The following is a 5114-nucleotide window of genomic DNA, read 5'->3' as shown; positions in this document are numbered from 1 at the left end:
CGTCATCGACATCGTCGATCGGGAACAACGGATTACCTGCAGACCCATGCGCAGCCGACGAGTGCACCGGAGGAGGTGCATCGGTTGAATGCATCTTACCTGGCGGAACGAGACTCGATTTGACAGGCCGGGGTGGCTTGTTCGAGGATCGCGGCAATTTGGGGTCAGAGGAAGACACGTTGACGTTTAACCTGCGGGCCCATCTTTGGTCGTGACCGAATAATCACTCACGCCCGTTCGGTTGCAAACGTCCATCACGTTCACAACGGGTTGAAAACTGGTCGACTGATCGGCGCGGATCACGACGGTTTGGTTAGTCGGGTTACTCGCGACGGCTTTCTTGAGTAGCTCTTCGAGTTCTTCGAGCGGCGTGACTTTGCCACGCAAGTAGATTTTTCCAGAAGCATCGACATCGACGACGACTTCGCGTGGTTTGCTGGTCATCGGCACGGCGCTGGTGGCCGACGGCAACACGATGTCGAGTCGTCGCTCTTCGTCTTCGAACTCGCTCGTGACGAGAAAGAAGATCAGCAACAAAAACACGACATCGATCAGGGGTGTCAGGCTGAGCGTTCCGGCGACGTTCGATTTTTTGAGTTCGATAGCCATGCTTGGTTGAACTTGAGATGACCGGTCACGTTCGATTGATCCCCCAGAGAGGATGACGCGACGCGACGGTTGGCAACGAGGTGGAAGTGTTCTCGGATTCGCGTATTGACGGCAGCCCGCCGCCTGTATCATGAATCCGAGACGTTTTGTGCCGAGCGTTTTGCATCTCGGCGGAGGTGACGGTTTAGGTCGATGAGGCGACTGGTGGTGGAGTGGCGGAAACTCCGTTGGCGTGTGGTTTTTCAAGCGGCGGAGCGTTTGGGCTCAGTGGTGGCGGTGACGCTTCCATTGGACGCAGTTGACCTTCGTTATCCAATTTCGAACGACCGACAAATTTGGTTAACCCGGGCGCGATACCGAACGCCAGTTCTTCAATACGATGAAAGAGTTTCGTAATGCGGTTTTCCAGGTACTGTGCGAAAATCGCAGCGGGAATCGCCACGACTAGACCGGCAAGCGTTGTCACCAATGCCGTGTAAATCCCTTCAGACAATTGTTCGCTGCGGCTGCGGTCGGCGGTCAAGGTGCTCGATTCATGAAACGCGACGATCATCCCCCAGACCGTACCGAGCAAACCCATCAGTGGCGTTGCGGCCGCGGCAAGCGTCAGCCAGCGAACAGGTGCTGCGTAACGGTCGGCCTCCCTTTGGATCGTTTCGCTGCCGGTTCGCTCGATCTCACCGAGAGGTTGTCCCGTTCGCATCAACATCGACACGATCACACGTGCCGCTGGCGAACGATGTTCGTGACAGACTTCCCATGCCGTGGAGGGCGGGAAATGATCTTGCGAAATAGCGAGGTCCGACAATTCTTCCATCAAAGCACGCGGCATGATCTTGTTCGTTCGCAGTGACAAAGTGCGTTCGATTGCGAGAGTCACCACCAGCATGCTCATCAAACCGATCGGCGCCATGAACCATCCACCACGCGTGATCAGCGACAACAGGTCGATGCCCGAGGGAGCGTCCGAACCGTCTCCGATCGCACTCATGGGAGCTTCGTTCATGACGTCTTCGATATCGGCCGCGTCAACAATTTCGATGTTCTGTGCAGCCTCCGTGTCTTGGGCATAAGCCGCCGAGATTGGCGACGGCATCGTAGGCATTGCCCATGCGCATACGAACCAACCAACCAAAGCTAATGTCAGTACGTGCACCCATCGTCGTGCCAATCCGGATCGGTCCGAAGGAGAGCAAGTCGCTTGAGAACGACCCGACAATTTGTCTGTGGGCGGAATACAACGCATACCAGAACTTTCAGTTTCAACGCGGACGGTTTGACGAAACAATCTTACCAACGCAAAGGCCAAATTGTCGAACGGGGAATTCCCGTATGAGCTCTCCAGGGTAGCGAGACTTCCACAAGCAAACCGGCCTAGAGGGGCGACAACTCCCCTTACTGGCCCTTGAGGGTCTTGAGCCGCTCGCGGGACTGTTTCGCCAGCTCATGCTCAGAATGTTTGTCCACTACGTATTCGTAAAACCTAACAGCATAACCACGGGCTTTCTGCTTTGCAGACTCTGTTTTTGCGACATCGTATAAGGATTCAGCACATCGGCCGGCCTCGAAACCGCTTTTCGCCTGCCAGTTTTTGATCGCGTCGGGGGCTTTATCTGCACCGAATCCGTACATTACTCGCTGAAATTCGGGGATGGCCTCCGCGTATGACTTATTGGCAAAATGAATTTCACCCATCATGAAGCGGGCCCGGGCGGCGAGTTCGTTACGGTAGTTGTCTGCGACCTGGCTATACAGTTTCAATGCCTGGGCTTCGTTGCCCGACTGTTGGTGCGCGAATCCGGTTTCGTAGAAGACTTGAGGGAGATACGTGGTGGCGGGGAATCGGCTTCGCAATTCGTCATACCAATCGATTGCCGTTTCCCAATCTTTCATCTGCGCGGCGCTTTGACCGCCATGAAGAAGGGTCAATTCTCGGACTTGTCGCTCGGCATCGTCACGGAGCGTTTGAGCGGTGTCGTTATCGGCCTCGATTTTGTCGCGAGCCATCGAGTAGGCCCGCAGCGCGGTATCAAATTTGTTTTGTTTGAATCTCGATTCACCAACCATCATCATGGCGTCGAGGATCAGCGGCCCGTTATTGGCTTCGCGGAATTGCCGGACGAATGCGGCTTCCGCAGCGAGGTAGTTTTCAGCTTTGAAATACGACCAACCGAGCCGATAGAGAGACTTCTCGAGCAATTCATTACGCTCGCTTGAGCCGTCCGCGTCGGGTTTCGCAGCGACTTCAAATGATTTCGCCGCCTCCAGCCACTGTTCGTCGCCGTAGTGTTTCTGTCCGACGAAGTAAGCCGCTTCGCTGACCATCGCGTTGTCAGGATACTTTGAAATCAGTGTTTGGAATTGCTCAATCGCTTTTTCTTCGTCACCGGCTTCCTTGAGCGACCAGCCGAGTTCGTAGATGACTTTGTCCATTCCTGGATAGTCTGGCACTTCGGCGACCAGTTCGCTGAGTCGTTCCGCCGCTTGTTCGGGCCGACCCTGGTTTTGTCGAACGAGTGCCAGTTCGTACAACCCATGTCCAAGCAAAATTCCGCTCGGTTGCGTTTCGAGAAAACGGTTCAGATCGATCGCGGAATCTTCGTAGTCGCTAAGGTTACGGAACGAGATCCCCCGGGCGAGCAACGCGTCGTCGACGATCGCGTGATCAGGAAATTGATCGATCGTTTCGCCAAGCGTTTTGACGGCAGCGGCGTAGTTGCCGAGGGACATTTGCGCCCATCCTTTGCCGTAGAGTGCGAACGGCAACAGGGCTGGGTCGCGTTTGGACTCAATCACTGGCGTGAATTGCTCGATCGCTTCGACGTAATCCCCACTATCGCTCGCGAGTTGTCCAAGCTTGAAGCGAGCCTGGTCCGCCATTTTGGAATCGGGACTGCTGGCGATCAGTTCACGCCAAATGCCGATCGCTGCCTCGCGGTTATCGGCCTTCAAATGAGCTTCACCGGCGAGTAAGAACGCCTCGTCGCTGCGCGCCCATTGCGGGTCAGCTTCGCGGCTCGCCTTAAACGCTTCGGCGGCGGCGTTTGCATCTCCATTTTTCAACTGAGCTTGCCCGGCCAACAGAAGGGCCTCGGCGCGTAAGCTGCGATCGCTGATGTTATCCAGTTCCGAGGAAATCAAATCGGCGGTGCGTGCGGGTTGGTCCGACGAGTTGTACGCGGTGGCGCCTCGCAAAATCCATTGCACCCGTTGGCTGTTGTCTCGTTGCGACGGATCGTCGATCAACTTTTGATACAGCTCCGCTGCTTCTTCCGCGTCGCCCGACAACAGTCTTGCTTCTGCACTAATAAACGCAGCGTCGGAGGCCAAAGTGTGGTCCGAGTACCGTTTGGTGAAATCATCCGCCAGCCGAATGGCCCGGTCGTGGCGGCCGAGTTGCAAGGCGGTAAAGGCACCGTTGTAGATCGCACGAGGCGCGAGCGGTGAGGTGGGATAGTTGTTCGCGATCTCTTCGAACGCCGCGAGTGCATCGGCGAGTTTGTCGTTTTGAAACGAGAGTGCCTCGGCCGCGTCGAGACGCAGGGAGACTGCATACTCGCCTTCGGCACCGGCGTCCAATTGAGACGAGGCCACCTTGTACGCCGATTCCGCCGCCTGTGTCACCTCCGGTGAACCCGCTGGTGAAGCCGCCGCTCTTGCTAAGTCGATTCGGGCGAGCCAGTGGGCGGCTTCGGTCGCGGCGCCGGCGTCATCACTGCCGAGCAATTGCTGGAACCCATCGGCCGCGGCTTCCATTTGGCCGGATTGATAATGCGTTTGCGCGGCTGCCAACATCGCGGCGCTCGTATACTGCGAGTTCGGAAAATCCTTGACCAATTGTTCGTATCGTTTGGCCGCTTCATTTGATTTCTTCAGCTTCGCAAACGAGAACGCTTGGCGGAACAACGCGTGTGCCCGATCGTCGTCATTGGCAAGTCCGGTGGTGTCGTCGATGACCTTTTGGAACATCTCGATGGCACGATCGAAACGGTCCGCGAAGAGATGAATGTCCCCGAGTCGCAACTGCACGTCGACGACGAGGTCGGTCTCGATACAGGCATCCAATAACTGTTCGTAAGATTTGGTGGCCGCCTCAAAGTCATCACTTTCTTCTTGGGCGATCCCGCGTGCGTACAAGGCGTCGCAACGCAATGGCGATTTTTCGATATCTTCCATCTGCAGCAATTTGCTGTAGTACTCGATCGCCTGCTTTAGATCCCCCATCGAGTAAGCGGCTTCACCCGCGTAGAAATACGCCCGGTCACGGTACTGCGATTTGGGGTTTTCCAAGAGCAACTGTTTGTAAGCACTCAGCGATTCGCCGAGCAGACCTTTGTCAGCGTTCGGTTTTGAGATCGCGAGGGCATAGAAACACCATCCGCGGTTAGACAGGCTTTCTTCACGCAGTTCGTACTTAGCCGTCTGCAATGCGATGCCGAAGGATCTTGCCGCCTCCATCAAATCCGGCGGATCGGTTTGCATGTAGCAAACGCCGAGATAGTGAG

At 55.9% G+C, this 5114-nt stretch carries 3 protein-coding genes; all 3 read right to left on the bottom strand.

Annotated features, from left to right (window positions below):
* Positions 1 to 186 precede the first annotated feature (186 nt).
* Positions 187 to 609, bottom strand: a complete 423-nt coding sequence (locus tag NB063_RS31600) for an ExbD/TolR family protein (protein WP_250933775.1) — start codon at positions 607 to 609, stop codon at positions 187 to 189.
* Positions 610 to 793: 184 nt separating this feature from the next.
* Positions 794 to 1705, bottom strand: coding sequence for a MotA/TolQ/ExbB proton channel family protein (locus NB063_RS31595; protein ID WP_250933773.1), 912 nt, complete (start codon positions 1703 to 1705; stop codon positions 794 to 796).
* Between the two features lie 299 nt (positions 1706 to 2004).
* Positions 2005 to 5114, bottom strand: a 3110-nt coding sequence (locus NB063_RS31590) for a tetratricopeptide repeat protein (protein ID WP_250933771.1), incomplete at its 5' end; no start/stop codon positions are given.

Origin of the sequence: Aporhodopirellula aestuarii (genome assembly GCF_023701485.1) — a bacterium.
Classification (GTDB): Bacteria; Planctomycetota; Planctomycetia; order Pirellulales; family Pirellulaceae; genus Rhodopirellula; species Rhodopirellula aestuarii.
The sequence above is the reverse complement of the archived record's forward strand: the minus strand, read 5'-3'. Positions and strand labels throughout refer to the sequence as shown.